The sequence below is a fragment of the Streptomyces sp. NPDC003027 genome, from assembly GCF_053591435.1.
This window is the reverse complement of record NZ_JBSFTU010000038.1, coordinates 1-15,019: the sequence shown is the minus strand read 5'-3', so window position 1 is coordinate 15,019 and position 15,019 is coordinate 1. Positions and strand designations below refer to the sequence as shown.

The 15,019-nt window shown below is 65.7% G+C and carries 27 protein-coding genes and 1 other RNA gene; 26 read left to right on the top strand and 2 right to left on the bottom strand.

Going from position 1 to position 15,019, the window contains the following annotated elements; translation table 11 throughout:
• The first annotated feature begins 81 nt into the window (after positions 1-81).
• From ACWDX6_RS23935 to ACWDX6_RS23820, 24 genes are all read left to right on the top strand, one after another.
• Complete coding sequence (locus tag ACWDX6_RS23935; RefSeq protein WP_451486933.1) at positions 82-2,565, top strand: phage/plasmid primase, P4 family; 2,484 nt, start codon at positions 82-84, stop codon at positions 2,563-2,565.
• On the top strand, positions 2,562-4,490 hold the full coding sequence (locus tag ACWDX6_RS23930) for a DNA polymerase (protein ID WP_451486932.1): 1,929 nt from the start codon (positions 2,562-2,564) through the stop codon (positions 4,488-4,490). The genes ACWDX6_RS23935 and ACWDX6_RS23930 overlap by 4 nt, the downstream gene beginning before the upstream one ends.
• Positions 4,487-4,921 (top strand): HNH endonuclease, encoded by a 435-nt coding sequence (locus ACWDX6_RS23925; RefSeq protein ID WP_451486931.1) that lies wholly within the window; start codon positions 4,487-4,489, stop codon positions 4,919-4,921. The genes ACWDX6_RS23930 and ACWDX6_RS23925 overlap by 4 nt, the downstream gene beginning before the upstream one ends.
• Before the next feature lie 220 nt (positions 4,922-5,141).
• Positions 5,142-5,477: a DUF7169 domain-containing protein gene (locus ACWDX6_RS23920; protein ID WP_451486930.1), complete on the top strand. Its 336-nt coding sequence runs from the start codon at positions 5,142-5,144 to the stop codon at positions 5,475-5,477.
• Entirely contained in the window at positions 5,474-5,695 is a 222-nt protein-coding gene (locus ACWDX6_RS23915) for a hypothetical protein (RefSeq protein WP_451486929.1), read from the top strand. Before ACWDX6_RS23920 ends, ACWDX6_RS23915 begins: the two co-directional genes overlap by 4 nt.
• A 217-nt stretch (positions 5,696-5,912) precedes the next feature.
• Positions 5,913-6,695 (top strand): RNA polymerase sigma factor, encoded by a 783-nt coding sequence (locus ACWDX6_RS23910; protein WP_451486928.1) that lies wholly within the window; start codon positions 5,913-5,915, stop codon positions 6,693-6,695.
• A gap of 31 nt (positions 6,696-6,726) precedes the next feature.
• The gene (locus ACWDX6_RS23905) at positions 6,727-6,870 is read left to right on the top strand and encodes a hypothetical protein (protein ID WP_451486927.1); all 144 of its coding nucleotides are present in this window, start codon (positions 6,727-6,729) and stop codon (positions 6,868-6,870) included.
• A gap of 50 nt (positions 6,871-6,920) precedes the next feature.
• On the top strand, positions 6,921-7,454 hold the full coding sequence (locus tag ACWDX6_RS23900; RefSeq protein WP_451486926.1) for a hypothetical protein: 534 nt from the start codon (positions 6,921-6,923) through the stop codon (positions 7,452-7,454).
• 5 nt (positions 7,455-7,459) lie between these two features.
• Positions 7,460-7,753: a hypothetical protein gene (locus tag ACWDX6_RS23895; RefSeq protein WP_451486925.1), complete on the top strand. Its 294-nt coding sequence runs from the start codon at positions 7,460-7,462 to the stop codon at positions 7,751-7,753.
• A gap of 5 nt (positions 7,754-7,758) precedes the next feature.
• A complete protein-coding gene (locus tag ACWDX6_RS23890; protein ID WP_451486924.1) occupies positions 7,759-8,022 on the top strand; it encodes a hypothetical protein in 264 nt (87 codons plus the stop codon).
• Between the two features lie 129 nt (positions 8,023-8,151).
• Positions 8,152-8,406 carry a hypothetical protein gene (locus ACWDX6_RS23885; protein WP_451486923.1) on the top strand — a complete coding sequence of 85 codons (255 nt, stop codon included), beginning with the start codon at positions 8,152-8,154 and terminating at the stop codon, positions 8,404-8,406.
• An RNA gene (locus ACWDX6_RS23880) (hammerhead ribozyme type II) lies at positions 8,405-8,468 on the top strand. The genes ACWDX6_RS23885 and ACWDX6_RS23880 overlap by 2 nt, the downstream gene beginning before the upstream one ends.
• Before the next feature lie 9 nt (positions 8,469-8,477).
• Positions 8,478-8,651, top strand: coding sequence for a hypothetical protein (locus tag ACWDX6_RS23875; RefSeq protein WP_451486922.1), 174 nt, complete (start codon positions 8,478-8,480; stop codon positions 8,649-8,651).
• Positions 8,652-8,771: 120 nt separating this feature from the next.
• On the top strand, positions 8,772-8,960 hold the full coding sequence (locus ACWDX6_RS23870) for a hypothetical protein (protein WP_451486921.1): 189 nt from the start codon (positions 8,772-8,774) through the stop codon (positions 8,958-8,960).
• A gap of 79 nt (positions 8,961-9,039) precedes the next feature.
• Positions 9,040-9,198: a hypothetical protein gene (locus ACWDX6_RS23865; RefSeq protein ID WP_451486920.1), complete on the top strand. Its 159-nt coding sequence runs from the start codon at positions 9,040-9,042 to the stop codon at positions 9,196-9,198.
• 251 nt (positions 9,199-9,449) lie between these two features.
• Positions 9,450-9,728: a hypothetical protein gene (locus ACWDX6_RS23860; RefSeq protein ID WP_451486919.1), complete on the top strand. Its 279-nt coding sequence runs from the start codon at positions 9,450-9,452 to the stop codon at positions 9,726-9,728.
• Between the two features lie 10 nt (positions 9,729-9,738).
• Positions 9,739-9,969: a hypothetical protein gene (locus ACWDX6_RS23855; RefSeq protein WP_451486918.1), complete on the top strand. Its 231-nt coding sequence runs from the start codon at positions 9,739-9,741 to the stop codon at positions 9,967-9,969.
• 36 nt (positions 9,970-10,005) lie between these two features.
• Positions 10,006-10,335 (top strand): hypothetical protein, encoded by a 330-nt coding sequence (locus ACWDX6_RS23850; protein ID WP_451486917.1) that lies wholly within the window; start codon positions 10,006-10,008, stop codon positions 10,333-10,335.
• A 29-nt stretch (positions 10,336-10,364) separates the two neighbouring features.
• A complete protein-coding gene (locus ACWDX6_RS23845; RefSeq protein WP_451486916.1) occupies positions 10,365-10,604 on the top strand; it encodes a hypothetical protein in 240 nt (79 codons plus the stop codon).
• Positions 10,586-10,762 (top strand): hypothetical protein, encoded by a 177-nt coding sequence (locus ACWDX6_RS23840; RefSeq protein WP_451486915.1) that lies wholly within the window; start codon positions 10,586-10,588, stop codon positions 10,760-10,762. The genes ACWDX6_RS23845 and ACWDX6_RS23840 overlap by 19 nt, the downstream gene beginning before the upstream one ends.
• 95 nt (positions 10,763-10,857) lie before the next feature.
• Positions 10,858-11,154: a hypothetical protein gene (locus ACWDX6_RS23835; protein ID WP_451486914.1), complete on the top strand. Its 297-nt coding sequence runs from the start codon at positions 10,858-10,860 to the stop codon at positions 11,152-11,154.
• A gap of 89 nt (positions 11,155-11,243) precedes the next feature.
• Complete coding sequence (locus ACWDX6_RS23830; protein WP_451486913.1) at positions 11,244-11,900, top strand: DUF2637 domain-containing protein; 657 nt, start codon at positions 11,244-11,246, stop codon at positions 11,898-11,900.
• Positions 11,901-11,913: 13 nt separating this feature from the next.
• Positions 11,914-12,483 (top strand): hypothetical protein, encoded by a 570-nt coding sequence (locus ACWDX6_RS23825; protein WP_451486912.1) that lies wholly within the window; start codon positions 11,914-11,916, stop codon positions 12,481-12,483.
• Positions 12,456-12,596: a hypothetical protein gene (locus ACWDX6_RS23820; RefSeq protein ID WP_451486911.1), complete on the top strand. Its 141-nt coding sequence runs from the start codon at positions 12,456-12,458 to the stop codon at positions 12,594-12,596. Before ACWDX6_RS23825 ends, ACWDX6_RS23820 begins: the two co-directional genes overlap by 28 nt.
• A gap of 58 nt (positions 12,597-12,654) precedes the next feature.
• Here ACWDX6_RS23820 and ACWDX6_RS23815 read toward each other — a convergent pair whose 3' ends face one another.
• Together ACWDX6_RS23815 and ACWDX6_RS23810 are read right to left on the bottom strand one after the other, a co-directional pair.
• Complete coding sequence (locus ACWDX6_RS23815; protein WP_451486910.1) at positions 12,655-12,858, bottom strand: DUF397 domain-containing protein; 204 nt, start codon at positions 12,856-12,858, stop codon at positions 12,655-12,657.
• Complete coding sequence (locus tag ACWDX6_RS23810; RefSeq protein ID WP_451486909.1) at positions 12,855-13,709, bottom strand: helix-turn-helix domain-containing protein; 855 nt, start codon at positions 13,707-13,709, stop codon at positions 12,855-12,857. Before ACWDX6_RS23810 ends, ACWDX6_RS23815 begins: the two co-directional genes overlap by 4 nt.
• A gap of 234 nt (positions 13,710-13,943) precedes the next feature.
• Between ACWDX6_RS23810 and ACWDX6_RS23805 the strand changes: the two genes are divergently transcribed.
• Positions 13,944-14,165 carry a hypothetical protein gene (locus ACWDX6_RS23805; RefSeq protein ID WP_451486908.1) on the top strand — a complete coding sequence of 74 codons (222 nt, stop codon included), beginning with the start codon at positions 13,944-13,946 and terminating at the stop codon, positions 14,163-14,165.
• Positions 14,162-14,386: a DUF7848 domain-containing protein gene (locus tag ACWDX6_RS23800; protein ID WP_451486907.1), complete on the top strand. Its 225-nt coding sequence runs from the start codon at positions 14,162-14,164 to the stop codon at positions 14,384-14,386. The genes ACWDX6_RS23805 and ACWDX6_RS23800 overlap by 4 nt, the downstream gene beginning before the upstream one ends.
• Positions 14,387-15,019: the final 633 nt, after the last annotated feature.

The following is a 15,019-nucleotide window of genomic DNA, read 5'->3' as shown; positions in this document are numbered from 1 at the left end:
CTAGCACAGCCCTTCAGCCCCCGGTGACTTCGGTCCCGGGGGCTTTCGGCGTAGCACCACAGACCAGAGAGGAGAGCGGCCTTGAAGCTGACCGACATCCTGTCGCGGCTCGACGGAGTAGAGGAGGACCACGACGGCTACCTTGCGCTGTGCCCTGCCCACCGCGACCGGAACCACCCGTCGCTGAAGCTGACGCTGAAGGAGGACGGGAAGCTCCTCGTCGTCTGCCGCACCGGGTGCGCCCGGGACGACATCCTGTCGAAGCTCAACCTGACGGTGGCCGACCTCTTCGACGTCGACGGCCAGGGCGTGAAGACCGTCAGCGCGAAGGCGCCAGAGTCGATCGGCCCGGGGGAGATCGCCGGACTGAGGATGTTCGTTGACGAGACGTCGGCCGCGCTCCAGGGCGACGATGCGGAGGCTGCGCTTAAGTACCTGGCGGACCGCTTCGGGCTTACGCCGGAGCTGGCGGAGGATCTGGAAGTCGGCTACGCGGCGCCCGGTCGACGTCCACAGCCGTGGCTCTCGCGCGGCTTCGCCCGCTACCCGCGGATCACGGTCCCGCTCGCCGGATTCGACGGCGTGGTCCGCGGTCTCCAGGGTCGAGACCTTTCCGGCAAGTGCCCGGCTCGTTGGGTCGGCCTGACGAATGTCGACGGGAAGACCTGGGCGAAGTACGGCTTCTTCACGTCCGGTGCAGGCTTCGACACGGTCCTGATTTGCGAGGGACCGGGGGACGCACTGACGGCTGTTGGTGCGGGGTACGACTCGGTAGCCATTCGCGGCGCCGGACTGGCCCGTAACGCCGCTCTCGTTGCCGAACTGGCAGAGGGTCTGCGGGACCTGGACGTCGTCATCGCTGGCGACCGGGACCGCGCTGGAGCTGGCTTCACTGACTCCCTCGCGGTTGCTCTTGTGCGCGCTGGCGTCATGGTGCGCCGTCTGGAGATCCCGAATGACGGAGACGACCTGACCGACTGGCGCGCACGGGATCCGGAGCACTTCCCGGCGGCGCTTCACGCTGCCGTGCGGGTGGCCGTAGTCGTCGAACCGGATCGTCCCAAGCCCGAGGAGCCGACGAAGGAGGCAGCCATGTCCGCTACTGACGGCGCACTGGACATCATGTCGGAGTCCGCGCGGCAGATGTTTGACGGTACTGACGTCGGCATCGCCGTGCGCCTACGCGACTTCATGAACCGCGACGGTGGGGGAGTGCGTTACGCCCGCGGGCTGGGTTTCCTCGTCTGGGACGGAAAGATTTGGGTCCCGGGCGAGGCACGTGTCCGGGAGGCGCTGCACCTGATGGGTGCGGAGCTCATCGCATCCGGAGACGACTCGAACCGCAAGCTGGCGCTGAAGGCGCTCAGCAACCGGTCCATCGACGCTGTGATCAAGGAGCTTCCGTCGGTCCCCGGTGTGCCTGCGGAGGCGGACGACTTCGACTCGCGCCCGGAGCTCCTCTCCGTTGCCAACGGGACGATCAACCTGCGTATGGGGACGCTCCACCCGCACACCCCGGCGGACATGATCACGAAGCGGCTCGACATCGCTTACCGGCCTGAGGCAGAGGCGCCGCGCTTCATGGCGTTTCTGAGCGAGATCTTTCCGAACCATCCGGAACTTCCCGCGTACATGCGCCGGCTCGTGGGCTACGGCATCACTGGGTCGACGGCCGAACAGTGCTTCATCTTCATGCACGGCGGAGGAGCGAACGGTAAGTCGGCGCTCCTGGACGCGATCCTCTACGTGTTGAAGGGGATCACGAAGAGCACCGAGTTCTCCACCTTCGAGCAGCGTGTGAACGCCGGCCAGGCGTCGCCGGAGCTGGCGGCGCTGCGCGGGGCGCGGCTCGTGACGGCGAGCGAGACGGAGAAGTACAGCCGCCTTGCGGAGGGGCTCGTCAAGCAACTCACAGGCGGGGACCCGGTGACGTGCCGCGCGCTGTACGGAGCGCCGTTCACCTACGTCCCCCGATTTCTTTTGATGGTGGCTGGTAACTACAAGCCGGCAATCTTGAGCCAGGATTTGGGCGTCTGGAGGAGGGTCAAGCTCATCCCCTTTGAAGCCACGTTCCGCGGCGCGAAGGCGGACCGGACGCTCCCGCAGAAGCTCCGGGACGAGGCGGAGGGCATCCTCGCGTGGGCTGTCCGCGGCGCCATGGAGTGGTACGCCTCCGGCCTTCAGGAGCCTGCTTCCGTCAGCGGTGCCACGCAGGACTACCGCGAATCGGAAGACCGTCTGGCCGAGTTCATCGCGGCTCGCCTTGTCCAGGAGGACGGCGCACGCGTCGCCCCGATGGCAGTCCGTCGCGCTTACGCGGAGTGGGCGGAGGATGCCGGCCTGAGCCGTAAGGAAGTGCTCAGTGGCTGGGCGCTGGGCGTTGAGCTGGAGTCCCGCGGATTCACGAAGCGGCGTGTCAGCGGCCGTTGGGGCTTCGACGGTATCCGGCTCGCCACCGACGCGGAGCGGGAGACCGCTAGTCGATTGGCGGATGTGGGCGAGGACCCGCACGACCAGACCGGACCGACCGACATCTTCGGGCAGACGAAGGAGGACGCCGCATGATTGAGCACAGCTTCCCAGTACTGGGGCAGCTCGTCCCTGTGAAGGTGCCGCAGACCGTCGACGACTTCCGGGAGTTTCAGCGGTACATCGTCGACCGCGCCAATGCCGGGGAGCGGGTCGCATACGACACCGAGACAACAGGGCTCGACACCTTCAGCCCTGGCTTCCGCATCCGAACGGCTCAGTTCGGAACCCCCGACGAAGCATGGGTCCTTCAGGTGGAGAAGGGGGACGATCTTCAGCGCCTGGCGTCGTGGGCGATGCGGACGCTGCCGGCGCTCAGCATGCAGAACCGCAACTTCGACATGCTGGCTTCCGATAGGCACTTGCCCGGCATCACGCTGGAGGAGCTGGCTCCGAAGACGCTGGACACCTACATCTTCAGCCACCTGGCCGACCCTCGTCGGCGAGATCAGGGCGGAGTAGGGAACGGCCTGAAGGACGCTAGCGCACACTACGTCGACCCATCCGCCCCGGATACCGCCGCCGGCCTGTACGACGAGTTCCACAAGATCGGCCATACGAAGGACACCGGTTGGCGTCACATCGACGTCGATAACCCGTTGTATCTGAGCTACGCCGGCGGGGACGTCATCCTCACGTCTCGGCTTCTGCCGAAGGTGGAGGCGAAGGTCCGGGAGCTGGGTGTAAATCAGGCGCTCATCCCCTTTGAGCATGAGGTTGGGTTCGTCTGCGCGCTCATTGAGCGTCGCGGGATGCGCATCAACCGCGAGTACACGACGCGGCTGTCCGCGCAGCTGCTGGAGGAGTCGGCCAAGTGGGCGGAGGAGGCGAAGAAATATGGCGTCGCCAATGTCAACTCGACTAAGCAGCTCTCCGAAGCGCTGTTGGGCATGGGGGAGCACATCCCGGAGCGAACCGACGGCGGAGCGGTCCAGGTCGACGGCAAGGTTTTGAAGCGCCTGGCCGACGTCGACAAGGACTGGGAGCCGATCGAGAGCCGTACTCCCAACCCTCTGGCGATGGCGGTCCTGCGCAGCAAGCGGGCGTCGAAGTGGCGCACGTCCTACGCGGAGGCGATGCTCCGGACGGCCGACGAGAGCGACCGCGTACACCCGAAAATCGGTGCTCTCGCGGCCCGCACGGCGCGCATGTCGATCTCTGACCCGCCCTTCCAGCAACTCCCTTCGGGAAAGTGGGAGGTGCGGCACGCAGTCATAGCCGACGACGGACACCGGATGATCTCGGTCGACTACTCGTCGGTGGAGCCGCGCGTCATGGCGGCACTGTCCGGCGACGAGCGGATGACGGCCGCAATCCTCCGTGGCGACGACCTCCACAACCTGACGGCTGCGAGCGTCTATGGGCCCGACTTCACGCCGGGACAGCGGAAGGTGGCCAAGGTGGTGCAGCTGGGCGTTGCCTATGGCGGAGGCGCAAAGACGATCGCGGCTCAGACGGGCCTCTCCATCGCAGCCGCGCAGGACGCCGTGAGGGGTTACAAGCGCACTTATCCACGGCTCGCGCGGTACATCAGGAGCCTTCAGGGCCAGGTAATCCGCGACGGCTACACCCTGCGGACCCCCTCCGGCCGGCGCCTTGTCTTCGACCGGGACGCCGCCTACGCGTCGTTCAACGGAGAGATCCAGAGCACCGCGCGGGACATCTTCGCGCAGGGACTGTTGGAGATCCACGCGCGTGGGCTGACTCCTCATGTGCTGCTTCCGGTCCATGACGAAATCATTGCGGACGCCACTGACAATCAGGCTGAGGAGGTAGCGCGGGAGATCGGTGACGCCATGACGATGAGCCTCCGCGGGATTCCGCTCGACACCGATCCGGACGTCGGAGGCGCCTCGTGGGGCTCGCTCTACATGAAGAAGGCGGACACGATGATCGAACACGACCCGTGGTACGCGGCGCATCCTGAGGAGGCACGAGCGGCGGAGGAGCGGCGCAAGTGACGGTCCAGCACACACGGAGCGTTGCCCGACCCGTGGCGGGAAGTCGACTCCCTGTGACCCGCTCGGTATTGCGTCTCTCCGTCAACACAGCTCCCCCGCGCCTCGTTTCGTCGGCGGAAGGGCCCTCTCGCCGTGACGTTCTGCAACGGTGGGAGGAGCTCGAATGGTGGTCCTGCGCCTACTGTGACGCCTCGTTCAGCGAAATGGTTGTAGCAGAGGTGGATCACATCCGTCCGGTTGCGAAGGGCGGATGTGATGACTGGGAGAACCTCAACCCCTCTTGTCAGCAGTGCAATCGGGCGAAGAGTGATCTGGACATGTCGGATTGGCTGACGGTCTGTGCAGCTCAGAAGCAAGCGGAGCGCGACGTTTCGGATACACAGCGCGACTTCACGGGTTCTCCACACACGAGGGCACGCCATCACAAGTAACAGTTGGGTCACGGCATTTTGTTGAGAGCTGCAATGTGCGGGCCCACATATCCGCAGGTCGGGTGGGATGGCCCGCACATGCGCTCTGTGTGGTCACCCGCACGGGTGCCGGTGATTCATCTCAAATCAGCACACATCGACGGCAGTTCTCAGCCGCATGGCAATTGCCCGGGGAGGCGTAGTGACTTACAGTCCTGACCAGATCGCAGCGGGGCATCGGATGAACCAGCTCCTAGACACGCTCGAACACGACGTGTCGGAGCTCCGTCAGATGGTGTCCATCTACGAGGACGCAGTGACCATGCCGGGCCGGGTGCCCGACGTGGACGTGGACGGTACCGGCCGGCAGGCGACGCACGGCCCCTCCCGACCGACGGAGCGGATAGCGCTGGACGACCAGCGTGAAGCGCTTCAGCGAGAACTCAACAGCGGCGCTACGCACTTGCCTTACGCAGCAGCAGTAGTGCGTGGCGTCATCGCATCCATGGACCGAGCCCTCTCGCGATGGGAAGGAGAGGGAGAGGTCCGCGAACGCATCGGGGGCGTGTCGCCTTGATCATTCTCATTGGGCCGCAGACGACGGACGAAGAAGAGGGGGACCTGGCGGAAGCAGCCGGCCTGTACGGCGCTGTCCGCATGCACAGCCCTGGCGTCGACTGGGCTGAAGTCGAAGCCTTCCATTGCCTGCCTGGCTGGGAGAAGTGCCCCATCGCGACGGCCGACGTGCAGGCGGCTCGATCCTTTGGGCTCCCGATCGAGCAACTCAATACCTGATCCGCTAATCGACTAGCGGACCTCTGACGGCCCCCGCTCCCGCACGGGACGGGGGCTTTGTCGTCCCCGGATGCGCGCGGATCTTGCGCACGTATTGAAGCACAGGCCAAAGATTCACAGATTCATGTGTGGTCCAGGTCACAAAAGTTCCGCGTAACAAACTCCCTCCAGCGCCCCATAACGAAGGCACGCGAAGCACTCACACAAGGAGAACGCCATGGCCCCCTCTCAGGTTACGGACGCGATGATCGCAGCGGCTCAGGGCGGAGACAGTGACGCACTGTGGCAGATAGTCAGTGCCTACGAGGGCGTCATCCGCCACGCGGTTCGGTCCGTCGCTCCGGCAGCCGGCCAGGAGGACGCGGAAGATCTCCTTCAGGAAGCGCGCATGGTGCTGATCCAGTACATCCGCGCTTACGACACCGAGACGAGTGGCGCGAAGCTCCAGACGTTCACGCACCACGGCATTCGTCGCGCCGTGGCGGAGGAGTGGATCCGGATGTCAACGGCTGCGACGGTCGACCCGACCACTGTGATCCGGGTGCGCCAGGCACTCGCGACCTGCGGAGGCGACATTGCGGAAGCGTGGATGATCATCTCCACCGGAGAGGGCAAGGGGCACATCTCCTACGACCGCTTCATCTCGACAGTGGAGGCACTCCAGGGCGTGGCGTCCCTGGACATGCCGCAGAACCACTCCAAGACAACCAACTTTGGGGGCTCGGTGACTGACAGCACTCTCGCCGACACCATCCCCGACACGTCGGCCGACTTCACCGACCCCACGGAGCGGCGCGAGCTGGCCCGTTACGTCCTCCGCGAGATCCCGCAGCGTCAGGCATTCGCGCTGCGCTCGTTCTACGGCATCGGCGTCATGCGCCAGGAGGACGCGGAGACGGCGCACGTGATGGGCGTCAAGCCCGGGGCGCTCCGGCGCCTCCGCAACGCGGGTATCGAGAGCGCGCGTCGACTGCTTTCTCGCTACGACGTTGCTGCATGAATCACTTACAGACCACTAAGGAGAACCCACCATGTCCCGACTTCCTTCACTCGATGACTACGACGTGCAGGGCGTTCGCTCCGCGGAGGCCGCCATGTGGGGCGATGACGTCCGCTACGGCGTGGAGGCACTGGAGGAGGCCGACACCTTCGGCTGCGCGCTCGACTGCGAGTGAGGTCCGCTAATCGATTAGCGGACCTTTCCAAGACCACAAGAGGAGAGAACGTGAACGAGTACACCGCCCACTCCGCGCACAGCGGAAGTAGCTCCGTCGCGAGGGCGTTCAAGATCGGCCGTTGGGTGCTCGTCAGCAGCGAGGAAACCGCCGGCTCTGCATCCACGGCTATGACGCCCGGCGTCGCCCGTACCTTCGCCCGCGGGCTCCTCGCCCTGGCCGACGAGGCCGACGGGGGAGATGACACACGCCCGCAGGTGGGCGACAGGGTGCGCGTCCTGGAAGACCACCCGCAGTACGCCCCTGCACTGAGCGGAGACGTGATCACCGTGGCGGCCGTGGACTACGACAGTGAGGGTGCCGATTACATTCGGTACCGAGCCGACGGAGACGACTACCTGTGGTTCGTCCCGCTGACGGCCGTGGAACTCGTCGACGAGCCTGCGGCGCCGGATGCTGCCGTCTCGAAGGAGACCCCGGAGCCTTACCGTGAGTCCCTTCTCATCCGAGCCAAGGAGCTCGCCGGCCCGCACGCTGACCCGGGTGCTGTCCTCCAGTACGCGCGCTTCCTGGCGGGGGAGTGACGACGATGGCAGACATCAAGGTCGGCGACCGCGTAGAGGTCACGAAGGACCGGGACTACGACCACGAGTTGGTGGGTCGCCCTGGAGTCGTGACGCAGATCGACACTGACAGCATCCCGTACCTACTGTCCTTCACTGACGACGAGGGCGGAGAGGGTTGGGTCATGGAGGTCCGACGCATCGACGCTCCGTCGGACGGTCGTGAGCGCCACGTCACCCGCGCGAAGGAGCTCCTGGCCGACACCATGCACACGGGCGACGACATCATCCGCATGGCCCGCTTCCTGGCGGGGGAGTGACGACGATGGCTGAGATCAAGGTCGGCGACCGGGTGGAGATCGTTTCCCTGTGGGGCTTTAGCAACCACAGGGTTCGCCAGGACCGTACTGGGGTGGTCGGCGAAATCCACAACGGCGACGGCACGGCCACCTACAGGGTGATGAACACCCGCGGAGAGTTCATGACTTGGGCCACTGAGGTGCGTCCCATCACGGACAACAGCACAGCTTCCGACCGTGAACACCACGTCATCCGCATGGCCCGCTTCCTGGCCGGCGAGGGCGACTGAAGGTCCGCCAATCGATCAGCGGACCTCTCGGGGTTGTGTGGGCCCGCACAACATGTCATAGTGATGGCACCGCAAAGCACTGACGGAACGGGGCGCCTCGAAAGGGGCGCCCCCAGGGGAGGGGACGAGATGAGCGAGACCATGGCGCGGACGCAGGCCGAAGAGATGGTTGCCTTGATGGCAGCCAAGCTCACCACCGAGGCACTTTGCCTGGCGTGGATGGGCACGGAGGGCAAGCCCGTCACTGAGGAAGTGGCCATGGTCCGCGGATGGCTCATGAACGAGCTGAACCGCCGGCTCGGCGACGACCTGTTCGACGAGTGGCTGATCGACGTCGACGACGAGGGAAACGGCGTCAGCCCGCTCGCCTACTTCCCGAACTAGCCGAAACGCCCTCCGGGGCGTCCGCGGGAGGTGGCCTACCCGCGCTGAGGTGGCAGGCCGTAGGAGGAGAGATGAAGACCAAACAAGTTTGGATAGCGCAGTATGCGTTGCTCGCGATGCCGTTCCCCATCCTGGTGCTGACGGTGGGGTTTGGGTCTGCACTCGCTGTGCTGACTACGTTCGCTGTCCCGCTGCTGATCATGGGCGGCGTTGCAGTGTGGGAGCTGAAGGCATACCCCTACTGATCCACCCGCCCCGCATAGGCAAGCCCATCACCGGCACCCCTTACCTCGTTCCCGGGTGCCGTTGGGCGCGCGGTTCGAATCCGCGGCGGGGGCACTCGAAGCAACGAGGAGGAACACGCCATGGTCCACCTGACCGACATGGATCCGCCCAGCTACGTCGACACCCACCCGGCGCCGGACGTGACGCTCCGCACGTACGTCAACGAACCTCGATGGGACGTGTACGTAACCGGCTGGTTCGTCCGCCGCTACAGGACTGAGCGCGGCGCACTGGCGCGTATTGAGCGTGAGGCACGGCGACACAACTGACAGGAGCCCCGGGACCGTTCAGCGGTACGGCCGTCGTAGGCCGCCCGGGGCACGCAAAGAACCTGACTGAGGAGGCAGTGTGCACACGTTCACCGTCGAGACGTACGACCACAGCAACGGCGAGGAGAACGAACAGACCTTCACCGACGTCGACGAGGCCGTTGCGGAGTTCAAGCGACTCGCAACCCTGATGAGTGCATCGTTCTCCGTCATCCTGCGCCGTGAGGGGGAGGAGTGACGTCTCAGGAGCTGATCCGAGCCCAGCGCGTCGGCGCGAAGATCCTGCACAACGGCGCCCCCGTTAGCTACCGCCCTCGCCATAAGGGTGACCGAGAACCATGGGTCTTCTACGCGGGACGGGAGGAAGTGCGGTACCCCGCCAGCGGGTGTCAGGCCGTCTATCCGCGCTAACCCCCAGCCCCGGGACCGTTCAGCGGTACGGCCGTCGTAGGCCGCCCGGGGCACACAAGGAACGACAGAGGAGGAACCATGACCCTGACTGACGTCCTCGTCCTGGCGAGCATCACGAGCGCCCCCATGGCGGTTACCGTGGCCGTGCTCCACTTCGCAGGGAAGCCCGGCCGACCCCTCGCCCCGAAGCCGCCATACCAGTGCGCCCGGTGCGACAAGCCGAGGATGGTTTACAGCCCCCTGGCGCGCTGCGCCCCGTGTGAGGAGGTAGTCACGGACATCATCTTCGACGCTGCGGCACAGGGAATCCGGGTCGAAGACCCGCTGGCGGCCCGTCGCTTCGGCCAGAAGTTCTGAGGGGGACGCAATGAACTTCTACATGCTGCCGGTGTCCGACGTGCAGGAGGGCGACACGGTGGAACTCGCGGCGGAGAACGCCCAGGGCGACGAGCGGAACGTCCTGCGGGTGCCCGTCAGCCGCACTCGCCAGGTGGGCGAGGAGGTATGGCTCTACTCGCCGAAGTTCAAGTACCCCACTGGTCAGCCCATGCCGTTCTACTTCGCGTCCGACACGGTAGTGGGGGTTGAACGTCCCTAGCCAGCAGCGTTCGAACCCGACGCCTATGGAGGCACCATGCGCGCCAACGTCATACCCACCCCCGCCGGCCCGCGGATCGTCGTCGACATGACGGCCGACGAGGCGGCCGACGTGTACGAGGACATCGAGCCGACACGGGGCACGTCGACGGCCTACTACGAGCTGTCCCGCGCACTCCTCCTGGCGCTGCGCGAAGATGACCCCGAAACGTCCTCGTCGGCCCGCATGGTGGGCGCTTCGTGCCCCGACGGCCCCGGCGGACGTGACTGCCACTGTTGCGGGCAGCCGCCCGGGAAGTTTCGGCGCGTCATGAGGCGGGCCAGGAAGCGCAGTGAGCGCCAGAGCTGGCGTCGAACGGTTCGCTAGTAACACGAAGCACTCGCGAAGGAGTAGCCATGGACCCCACCACCGGCATCGTCCAGGACGTCACCGTCACCGCTCTGAACATCCGTCGGGGCGACGTCTTCACCCGCCATCGCCGGCAGCGTACGGCCACCCACGACGCCTGTCGCCACGGACAGTTCTCCGTCGTCGTGGAGTTCGAGGGTGGGGGAGTGGTCTACCTCCCCATCAACGCGGAGATCGTCGTCACGCGCGTCGTGAGGAGGCGTGCGACGTGGAGCGCTACCGCGTGACCCACGAGGACGGCCGGTGGGGCATCGTCGACGTCGTGACCTACCGGCACGTCATCCGGGAGGCGCGGGCCCGGGGGTGGTCCCGCACAAGGGTGCCGCGGGGCTACGTTCTGACCATGCCGACGGGCCGGCTGGTGGCGCTGCAAGAGGTCCGCTAAACGATTGGCGGAACTCATCGGTCATAGATGTTGTGTGGGCCCACACATCTCTGTCATAGTGGTGACACCGCGAAGCACTCACGAAGGGTCGAAAAATGAACGAGCTCACCATCGACGAGATCATCGGCACCCGCACCAACGTCAAGATGGTCTTTGAGCGGTGCGTCCGGAGCGTGGTCCGCTCCTCTTACGACCCCGCTACCCGCACGCTGACCGACGTCGTTCGCGGCGAGTACTACGCGCGGGCCCACATTGGGTACATCGGCCGGGAGGAGAACGGCACGTGGACGCTCTTCACCGTTGACGGCGCGCCGATCAAGGCGTGGCTGAACAACAAGGTCTCCGCAAAGGTGGCGGCGCAAAGGCACTTCGGCCCTGTGTTCGTCGCCTGACGTCTTACCTCCTGGAGCCCCTGCGAATTGCGGACGCAGGGGCTCCTCTGCACCAGTCACACACGAACCATGCACGCGAACGAGGAGCCATGCGAGCCGCGTTGAGACGACTGCGCCACACCGACCCGATCCTGATCCAAGCTGTCATTGCGGCAGCCCTCTCCTTCGCCCACATCCACGACGTAGCAGAGGCGGCCGGCCAGGGAGGATGGAAGGCGTGGGCGTACCCGATCAGCGTCGACGTTCTCCTCGCCGTCGCCTGGCGCATGATGCGCACCCGCGGGGGAGCGGCTGCATGGTTCTGGTTCCTCGTCGCCATGGCGGCGTCACTCGGCGCCAACATCGCAACTGCCGGCGTGATGGATTTGTCCAACCCGCCGACGTGGGTTCGTGTCGTCGTCGCGGGGTGGCCGGTGATTGCGTTCATCGGCGGGACGCTCCTCGTCCACCGACGCCGGGACGAGACGCCTGAACTCCCGCCCACGGAGCCGCAGGAGGCCACTCAGGAGCCCGCGCAGGAGGCGCCGGAGCTCGCCCCCGTCGTGCCCACGGAAGCGCCGTACACGCCCGTCCTGGCAACCTACGACGATGTGGCGAGCGCGCTGGACGTGGCGCCGGCCACGGTCCGCGGATGGGCGAACGACGGCAAGGTGAAGAAGTACCCCGGCCCGACCCCGTCCACGGTGCGGGTTGACCTGAAAGAGTGCAAGGCAGTGCAGTCCCGTCGACAGCCCGTCGGCGTGTGAGGAGGAGAACGCGATGCATAAATCGGTCGACAGCAGCCGGAAGGACAACGCCTTCGTGGTGTTCGCCGGGGAGTCCGGATGGACCGCTGAATCGGTGTACGTCGGGTCTAATGTCACCTCAGGGATGCCGGAGCCCTTGACGCCAGAGCACGCACGGGCCTTCGCTGATGCCCTCCTCCGCGCTGCGGACGAGGCGGAGGCGTCCCAACAAATCGTGCCTTCGACTTATGGGGAGCTGAAGGAGGGGGACATCATCACGGAGGGCGGACTCCGGTTCACGGTGCACAGGGTCGCCCGGAGGGTCGACTCTTACGGGGACGACAGCATCGACGTAACCATTTCCTCCACCCGTGACCCGGACGCAAAAGTGATCCGGCCGGAGCACCCCAGTACGCGCGTGACAATCGTCGCGAGACGCGGCTACGTGACCCTCCACGAGCCCGAGCCCGAGCCGGTCTACTGGTTCTGCAATGGCTGCGGGGACGAGGTCCAGGACGAGACCGCAGAGTGCTGCGACGACGGAGAGATCGAACCTTCCTACGGCGAGGAGAACCAATGCCCGACCCCTGGACCCCTGAAGTAACCGTCACCTACGTCAACGACGAGGGCGAGGAGGTGACCCTCACGCGCACCCTGACGGAGGACGGAGTAGGCGCCATCCTTGACGCCATGGACACCCACTCCGTCGACAACTGACCACATGACGAGCCCCCTACCCACGTCGGGTAGGGGGCTCTTTGCGTTTCGGGCCTCGTCAGCCCTTCAGGCTGTCGACGAAGACGCTCCACGCGCCCGCAGGCACGACGATGGCGGGGCCGGCAGGAACCTTCGAGTCACGCACGGGCATGGCGCCAGCCATCTGCCCGGCAGCCACCTCCACGCAGTTGTTCCCTCCGTCGCTGTACGTGCTCTTCGTCCACGTCAGTGCGGACGCGGAGGCGTTAGGGATGATGGTCATAGGGTGTCCTTCAGTTTCGCAATGAGGTCGGCCGAGTCATCGAAGGGGAGTGCCTGCGCGCGTAGACGCTCGAAGGCGCTGCCGTAGATCGACACCTCGGCGGTGTCTTCAACATACAGAGCGCTGGTCAGGTGCTCTACTAGCACGACGTCAAGGTCTGCTGTCTCCGGGAAGCCCACCACAGTGAACGGCCCGGAAAGTCCAGGGTGTGGCGACGCATCGAGCGGGATCACCTGTATTGAGACGTGGGGAAGCTCCATCAAATCGAGTAGCCGCTGAAGCTGCCCCCGCATGACGGCCGGCCCCTCCTTCATCGTTGGGCGGAGTGCCGCCTCGTGGATGATCGCCCACACCTCCAGCGGGTTGGGGCGGGAGAGAACGGCCTGACGTGCCTGGCGGACCTCCACCAGTCCGTTCACGTGCTCCGCGGTCGACGTCATGTTGATGGCTGAGATCGTCGCGCGGGCGTAGGCAGCCGTCTGGAGGAGCCCCGGGATCAGAACGGTCTGATACGACCGCATCGACGCCGCATCTGCCTCCAGGCTGATCAGATCCGCGTAGGCCGGCGAGATGATGTCCCGGTACGTCTGCCACCACCCGCGGCGAGCCCCATCTTTGGCCAGGCTGTGCAAGAGCGCCCGCTTTGCCACGTCGTCGACGCCGTACAGATCCAAGAGTGCGTCCAAGTCGGCAGCCTTGACGCCGATGCGTGCAGTCTCGATGCGCGAGACCTTCGGCACGTTGATCGACGGGACGCGCTCCTGAACGTCGTCCAGCTTCAACCCTGCGGCTTCCCGTAGCCGGCGCAGTTCGGATCCGAGCCGCCTGCGCCGGACGGTGGGCTCTCCCATGCACTCCCCCTCTGGTCGGTTCACGCTCAATGTGACGCCCCGTCGCGCGGCGTGGTCACAGCTTTCCACAGCAGGGCCCCCAAGACTCGGGATATGCAATTTTGCATATTCTCGCGTGGTGGTTGCATTCCTGACGCTCTACCAGACACACTATGAGTGCAGAGCCGCACACGTGGGGTGATCTCGCAGTCGTGTCCTCTGCGCCCCGAATACGACGCGAGGGGACGGTGAGACATGCCGGAAGAGGACTGGACGCCGACGTTAAGCCGGTACGCAGTTGACCGAGACGGCCGCGTGGGTCGCGTGGTCGATCGCTACGAAGGAAGCGTGTACCTCCGCCCGCCTGGCGGGGGCAAGGAATGGTCAGTTGCGCCGGAGGAGTTGCGGCCTCCGACGCGCCTGGAAATGCGCGACGTCGAAATCTTCACCACTCCCGTGCGGGAGGTGAAGCCGTGAGCACTGTTCTCCGGTTCGTGACGCACCGCATCACGCGCCACCCGGACGCCGAAGTCACCGCTTCCGCACGCTGCCTTCACGACGAATGCGGCTGGGAAGCGCATCCGCGGGCCGACGTAGCGGGCGTGGATGTGGACTGTATGGCGCACACGGGCGACACCGGCCACGGCATTTTCGCCCGGCGGTACGAGGACGTAGCAGTCGTCGTACGAGACGACTGATCAAATCTTCCGCTCTCCCGGCTCCGACCCCATCGGCGGGGACGGTCCTGGGTCGGGAGAGCGGGATCAGGCCCGCGTGTCGGCTACCTCGTCACACAGTCGGCGCGCGGAGAGCGGGCGGGAGCGGGGTCCGGTGAGGTCGGTTCCTCGCCCCGCCCGTGCAAGTCTCGTAGCAACCGAGGAGGCGAAATGGGATGTCCCCGGTGCGGAGCAAGCACCCAACAACGAAGCGATGGAGGGTGGTCCTGTGGAAACTGTGGCTGGCAGAACTTCACCCCGCCGCCCGCGTGGGTATCGTCGGGCTATGACCCGTCACCCCGACGAGCGGCCGGCCGACGTAGCCCCCGCGTATCGGCTTCCTGAGATCACGCGGGCCGACTGTCCGCGCTGCGGAACGGAAATCCATGGGCTCTCAGGGCGCTACGCATGCCCCACGTGCGCATGGGTCAACCACTGGTCGGAGGGATACACGGAGCTTCCAACGGAGGCTGACGACCCCGACTACCCCGGCCCGTCCGCCTGACGTTCAGCGCCAACCGACCGCCCCGGTCATCTTCCTCCCCGCGGAGGGTGGCCGGGGCTTCTTCGTTTTCGCAGGTCGGGTTGACGTTGCATAGGTGTCTCGTTACTCTT

Excerpts from the sequence above, each read along its gene's own strand:
- ACWDX6_RS23930 (WP_451486932.1), top strand. The coding sequence starts at position 2,562 with ATGATTGAGCACAGCTTCCCAGTACTGGGGCAGCTCGTCCCTGTGAAG.
- ACWDX6_RS23920 (WP_451486930.1), top strand. The coding sequence starts at position 5,142 with ATGAACCAGCTCCTAGACACGCTCGAACACGACGTGTCGGAGCTCCGT.
- ACWDX6_RS23910 (WP_451486928.1), top strand. The coding sequence starts at position 5,913 with ATGGCCCCCTCTCAGGTTACGGACGCGATGATCGCAGCGGCTCAGGGC.
- ACWDX6_RS23905 (WP_451486927.1), top strand. The coding sequence starts at position 6,727 with ATGTCCCGACTTCCTTCACTCGATGACTACGACGTGCAGGGCGTTCGC.
- ACWDX6_RS23895 (WP_451486925.1), top strand. The coding sequence starts at position 7,460 with ATGGCAGACATCAAGGTCGGCGACCGCGTAGAGGTCACGAAGGACCGG.
- ACWDX6_RS23890 (WP_451486924.1), top strand. The coding sequence starts at position 7,759 with ATGGCTGAGATCAAGGTCGGCGACCGGGTGGAGATCGTTTCCCTGTGG.
- ACWDX6_RS23885 (WP_451486923.1), top strand. The coding sequence starts at position 8,152 with ATGAGCGAGACCATGGCGCGGACGCAGGCCGAAGAGATGGTTGCCTTG.
- ACWDX6_RS23875 (WP_451486922.1), top strand. The coding sequence starts at position 8,478 with ATGAAGACCAAACAAGTTTGGATAGCGCAGTATGCGTTGCTCGCGATG.
- ACWDX6_RS23870 (WP_451486921.1), top strand. The coding sequence starts at position 8,772 with ATGGTCCACCTGACCGACATGGATCCGCCCAGCTACGTCGACACCCAC.
- ACWDX6_RS23860 (WP_451486919.1), top strand. The coding sequence starts at position 9,450 with ATGACCCTGACTGACGTCCTCGTCCTGGCGAGCATCACGAGCGCCCCC.
- ACWDX6_RS23855 (WP_451486918.1), top strand. The coding sequence starts at position 9,739 with ATGAACTTCTACATGCTGCCGGTGTCCGACGTGCAGGAGGGCGACACG.
- ACWDX6_RS23850 (WP_451486917.1), top strand. The coding sequence starts at position 10,006 with ATGCGCGCCAACGTCATACCCACCCCCGCCGGCCCGCGGATCGTCGTC.
- ACWDX6_RS23845 (WP_451486916.1), top strand. The coding sequence starts at position 10,365 with ATGGACCCCACCACCGGCATCGTCCAGGACGTCACCGTCACCGCTCTG.
- ACWDX6_RS23835 (WP_451486914.1), top strand. The coding sequence starts at position 10,858 with ATGAACGAGCTCACCATCGACGAGATCATCGGCACCCGCACCAACGTC.
- ACWDX6_RS23830 (WP_451486913.1), top strand. The coding sequence starts at position 11,244 with ATGCGAGCCGCGTTGAGACGACTGCGCCACACCGACCCGATCCTGATC.
- ACWDX6_RS23825 (WP_451486912.1), top strand. The coding sequence starts at position 11,914 with ATGCATAAATCGGTCGACAGCAGCCGGAAGGACAACGCCTTCGTGGTG.
- ACWDX6_RS23820 (WP_451486911.1), top strand. The coding sequence starts at position 12,456 with ATGCCCGACCCCTGGACCCCTGAAGTAACCGTCACCTACGTCAACGAC.
- ACWDX6_RS23815 (WP_451486910.1), bottom strand. The coding sequence starts at position 12,858 with ATGACCATCATCCCTAACGCCTCCGCGTCCGCACTGACGTGGACGAAG.
- ACWDX6_RS23810 (WP_451486909.1), bottom strand. The coding sequence starts at position 13,709 with ATGGGAGAGCCCACCGTCCGGCGCAGGCGGCTCGGATCCGAACTGCGC.
- ACWDX6_RS23805 (WP_451486908.1), top strand. The coding sequence starts at position 13,944 with ATGCCGGAAGAGGACTGGACGCCGACGTTAAGCCGGTACGCAGTTGAC.